The sequence below is a fragment of the Nostoc cycadae WK-1 genome (assembly GCF_002897135.1).
Classification (GTDB): domain Bacteria; phylum Cyanobacteriota; class Cyanobacteriia; order Cyanobacteriales; family Nostocaceae; genus Nostoc_B.
The window spans coordinates 534,568-539,295 of record NZ_DF978421.1 but is presented as its reverse complement, the minus strand read 5'-3'; the positions used below and the strand labels follow the sequence as shown (position 1 = coordinate 539,295).

General features: G+C 40.7%; 4 protein-coding genes. 2 read left to right on the top strand and 2 right to left on the bottom strand.

Features of this window, described 5'->3' with window-relative positions:
* Positions 1–547 precede the first annotated feature (547 nt).
* Entirely contained in the window at positions 548–766 is a 219-nt protein-coding gene (locus NCWK1_RS02165) for a hypothetical protein (protein ID WP_103123561.1), read from the bottom strand.
* 562 nt (positions 767–1,328) lie between these two features.
* Between NCWK1_RS02165 and NCWK1_RS02160 the strand changes: the two genes are divergently transcribed.
* Together NCWK1_RS02160 and NCWK1_RS02155 are read left to right on the top strand one after the other, a co-directional pair.
* Positions 1,329–1,946: a hypothetical protein gene (locus NCWK1_RS02160; protein ID WP_096581767.1), complete on the top strand. Its 618-nt coding sequence runs from the start codon at positions 1,329–1,331 to the stop codon at positions 1,944–1,946.
* Positions 1,947–2,260: 314 nt separating this feature from the next.
* Positions 2,261–4,099, top strand: coding sequence for a peptidoglycan D,D-transpeptidase FtsI family protein (locus NCWK1_RS02155; protein ID WP_096581769.1), 1,839 nt, complete (start codon positions 2,261–2,263; stop codon positions 4,097–4,099).
* A gap of 5 nt (positions 4,100–4,104) precedes the next feature.
* Here NCWK1_RS02155 and NCWK1_RS02150 read toward each other — a convergent pair.
* Positions 4,105–4,728: DUF4142 domain-containing protein (locus NCWK1_RS02150; RefSeq protein WP_245894801.1), on the bottom strand; the 624-nt coding region annotated here is incomplete at its 5' end.

The following is a 4,728-nucleotide window of genomic DNA, read 5'->3' as shown; positions in this document are numbered from 1 at the left end:
TAATGGCAAATGTGAAAAACCTGTACCAATAGATAATGTGGTTAGAAATATTTACACACCTTTATCTCTGTCTCTTATACACATCTAGATGTGTATAAGAGACAGCCACTATCCCGCAGTGGTCAATATCTTGTACTCTTATTTCTGATGCTGATGATGTCATTTATCAAAAATACCATCAATCTCTTCACTTACCTGCGGAATGTCGGTTACATAACAGCGCAGAGATGAACCAGACGCTAACATATAGCAGGGGACAGGTAATCGGTGACAGGTGACAGAGTTAAAAGCTTTGTGGTGTCTAAGTTTTATTATTTGTCGATGTCCTAACCAACTTGGCTACTGCTATATCTCAATTTAGAGTCACAAGCTCACGCCAAAAATTTAAATGGACACCGGTTTGTGGTATTAACCAACATTACCAATGTCCAATAATTACTGTCTTAGCTGAACAGATGTATGAAATTTATTTGAGTTGGGTATCCACTCTTTGAGAAATACTAAAACTCATGCACTTGTCTGAGAAACTAAAATCTTAGACAAAGAACTAAGGTCTTGTAGTAGGACTTGCTGTGGGGGAAGCAGTAGCAGTAGGAGTAGTAGTCGCAGCGGGGGAATTAGTAGGTGTAGACCCAGTATCGGAGGGTTCACCTGTAGTGGCTGGTGTAGTTGTAGCACTAGGTGTTGTATTGTTACCACCTTCACATGCTCCTAAAACTGCCGCCAAACTTAATATTACAGCTAAACCAAAGATTTTTGTTTTCATAACTCCTCTTTCACCAAATTGTGGCATTCAAATGTTTGTGCCTTTTGACTACGATAACCTATTTATTGGTAATTGTTAAAATCCCTGTCTATGAGATATTTAAAAACACTACTTAGGGCTGATTATTGGTGCTTAAGTTACTATGCTAAAGACGGATGAGGATATCTAATTGGGAGATTAAGTGATTATCCCAAAGATGTTCAGGTGATCGCAAACAGTAGTTTCTTTTTGTCTTGTATTGCCATACTGAGATGCACTACTTAAAATATCAAGTTATCCAATGGCTCGTCCTTGATTATAAATATGGGAATAGCTCAAGTCAGGCAAACATTGGTTTAGATAGACAATTATATTTGATTGCTGAACTACTTGTGAAGGGACAGAACAGATACCATAGAACAAATTTTTGTGCAACTTCTCAACGGATGGCTATATCTCAAAAACATCTAAACATGGTCTATAGTTAGCGCTATACTCATTCAGATCCCAAAAAAAGCTATCTTAACCTGAGCAAAACTAAATAAACAGACTAGAATACATTATTTCCTATCTAAGAAAATTTATGGCTGCTGTTCGTAAATCAGCTGTGTCTGCACCTAATCCCTGGTTCTGGCAAAATTCCAAACCAACTGCACCAAGACGGCGCTCCCCTGGTAATGGGTCAGCCATGAGCAGTGCATCCCCACTTCCAGATCAATCTCCAGTCGCATCGCCTAAACGCCGTCGGCGTGCTGCGAAAAGTTTATCGGCTCCTGCTACCAAAGGTTTACAAGAATTCACGCCATCAAAAGTTTCTCATGTTCCCACTGCTGAAGTTTTACCCAGTTGGTTGCTACGGTTGTACACTGTTCATCGTTACTCGTCTGTGGTGACGTTTTTATTAGTTGCAGTGGCTCTGGTTGTTTATGGTTGGACAGTCTATTCTCAAGAGCTTTGGAATCAAGAGTTTCGCCGCTTACAAAATCTGCAACGCAATGAGCGACAATTAACTACAACTAACGCCATGTTAAAAAACAAAATGGCTGAAGATGCCGAAAACCCCAGTGCAGGATTAGTTTCACCAACGCCAGATAAAACTATTTTCTTACCTTCAGCATCTGATAGTGCCAGTTCTTTGCCGTCTAATAAAACTTCTAATTCTCCTATACAACAGCCAACTTCCTCACCGTTGGGATATTAAAAAATTCGTAATTCGTCATTAAAAACTGTTGGAAAGGAGATTTAGACCCAGGCTGAAACAAGTCTACGTGTATATGTACGCCCTTAGCGTTGTCGTAGGGTAGGGAAATAAAACCCAAAAATTACGAATTAATAACTTATACCAATTCTCTAAAATGAAGCAACACTTTCAAACCCCGAAAACCATGCCCTATCTGACTTTCTTAATTACGAATTACGAATTACGAATTACGAATTATGAATTGGTATTAGTTAAAGGCAATAGTCATTAGTCATTTTTGACAGACAAATGACAAATAATCAAGGACGAAGCCGATGCAGAAGTCATCCAGTAGATTAAAATTTAGAAATTCTCGGAATCAAGCAGTTTCAAAGCGGCAAAAAATTTCCCGACAAAGGTTAATGGGAAATTTCACTCCCAACACTCAAGAACCTGTACAAAGTAGCAAAGTCAGGCTTTTGGTAGTATGGGCTATTTTATTAGCCGCAGGATTAGGTTTGGCTTTTAACTTATATAATTTACAAATTCTGCAAGGAAAAAAACTAACGCAAAAGGCACGCAATCAACAAATGGTGAGTTTGCGACCTTTTATGCCTCGTCGTTTAGTTGTCGATCGCAATACCAATGTTTTGGCGGTTGATCGTCCTGTATATACTGTTTATGCTCATCCGAAGCTATTTGATAAATCTAATGAAGAAATCGCCCAAAAGATAGCACCTATCATTGATAAAGATGCGGCTGATTTAGTCAAAACTTTTCAAAGTCGCAAAAGTGGGATCATTCTGATGCCAGCATTACCCGAAGAAGTTGCCGATCGCGTAATTGCACTACGCTTAAATGGCTTAGAATTTATTCCCAAATACTCCCGTTTATATCCGCAAGCAGATGTTGCATCTGATGTAGTAGGCTATGTTGACCTGGAACGTCGCGGTCAAGCTGGTGTGGAATATAGCCAAGAAAAACTGCTAGAACGTTCTGTGCAGAAGGTACGGTTAATGCAGTCTGGTAACGGCGAGTTAAAGCCAGATCATGCACCAGAAGGTTTTCTCCATGCTGATGACCTGAAATTGCAACTAACTATTGATACACGCTTACAACGGGCTGCTCGCTCGGCGCTGAAAGCACAGGTAGAAAAGTTCCATGCAAAACGTGGAGCCGTAATTGTGATGGATGCGTTAGATGGTTCTTTACTAGCATTAGTATCTCAACCTACATATAACCCAAATGACTATGGCAAAGCGAAAATTGATTTATTCAAAAACTGGACGGTAGCTGATCTTTATGAACCTGGTTCAACTTTTAAACCATTAAATGTGGCGATCGCATTAGAAAATGGTGTAATTCAACCAAATGATACTTTTAATGATCCTGGTTATATTAAAGTCGCTGACCGGGTAATTAAAAATGCTCAACACAATGGTTATGGGCGGATTAATATTGCCCAAATTCTCCAAAATTCCAGCAATATCGGCATGGTGCAAATTATTCAAAAAATGCGCCCCTCGGTTTACTACACCTGGTTAGAACGTCTGGGTTTAGGGCAACCTTTAGAAACTGATTTGCCTTTTGGAGTTAGCGGTTCACTAAAAAGTCAACCAAAATTTATTTCTTCACCTATTGAACCAGCCACTGCATCTTTTGGACAAGGTTTTTCGCTGACTCCTTTACAATTAGTACAACTGCACGGCGCTTTAGCTAATGGCGGAAAATTGGTCACACCCCATGTAGTTCGAGGATTAGTTGATAGCAATGGCAAAATGCACTATTCACCCACACTCCCTACGCCAAGGCAAATTTTTTCCGCTAAAACTGCCCAACAAGTTGTAGAAATGATGGAAACTGTGGTTTCGGAAGGTACTGGTAAACCTTCTAAAATTGCCGGATATCGTATTGGCGGGAAAACAGGTACAGCCCAAAAAGCTAGTCCCAACGGTGGCTATATCCCTGGTGCTAGAATCACCAGCTTTGTCGCAGTTTTGCCAGTGGAAGCCCCCCGCTATGTGCTTTTGGCCATTGTCGATGAGCCGAAGGGTGAAAACGCCTATGGTTCGACTGTGGCTGCACCAATTGTCAAATCGGTGATGGAAACATTAATTCCCCTAGAACACCTACCACCACAACAGTTAAATTCCCCAGCAGAAACACCAAGATGAAAGTTTTAAGGTGTATTAGTCGGACTTGGGCTACTAGTTGAAGTTCCCGTATTAACACCAGCATTAACAATAGAACGAGCCTGTTGTAAGTGTTCTTCAAGGGTTGGTAGTGTTTGTGAGGCAAATGCCTTCACATCTGGATCTTGCCCCTGTTGTGCTTCAGTTTGAAATGCAGAAACATCCTTTTGATGATCTTGAACCATGTGAGTCATATATTCGCGGTCAAAATTAGCACCAGAAAGCTTAGATAAGCGTTGCTGGAGTTGCTGATTTTCTCCGTTGAGAGTAGTTGGTAGTTTTACACCTTTTCGAGCTGCTAACTGTTTGAGTTGAGTATTCACTTGCGTATGATCTTTTACCATACGCAGCCCAAATTGTTTTACTGCATTGTTAGCTGCGCGTTGTGATGCTAGTTGTCCTAGTTGGACTTCTGCTAAACCACCTTGCGCGGCTTCATTGATAAACTGTCTGTCTGAAGAACTTAGATTATTTGGTGCTGCTGTTGGCGATGGACTCTCAGTTAGCTGTACTGGTTGTGTTGTACCAGACGGAGCTTCAGAGGTGTTCTGATTTTGTTGGGGAGTTGTTGTACAACCAGTGACTAGTAGTCCACCAAGGAAATTTTGCTG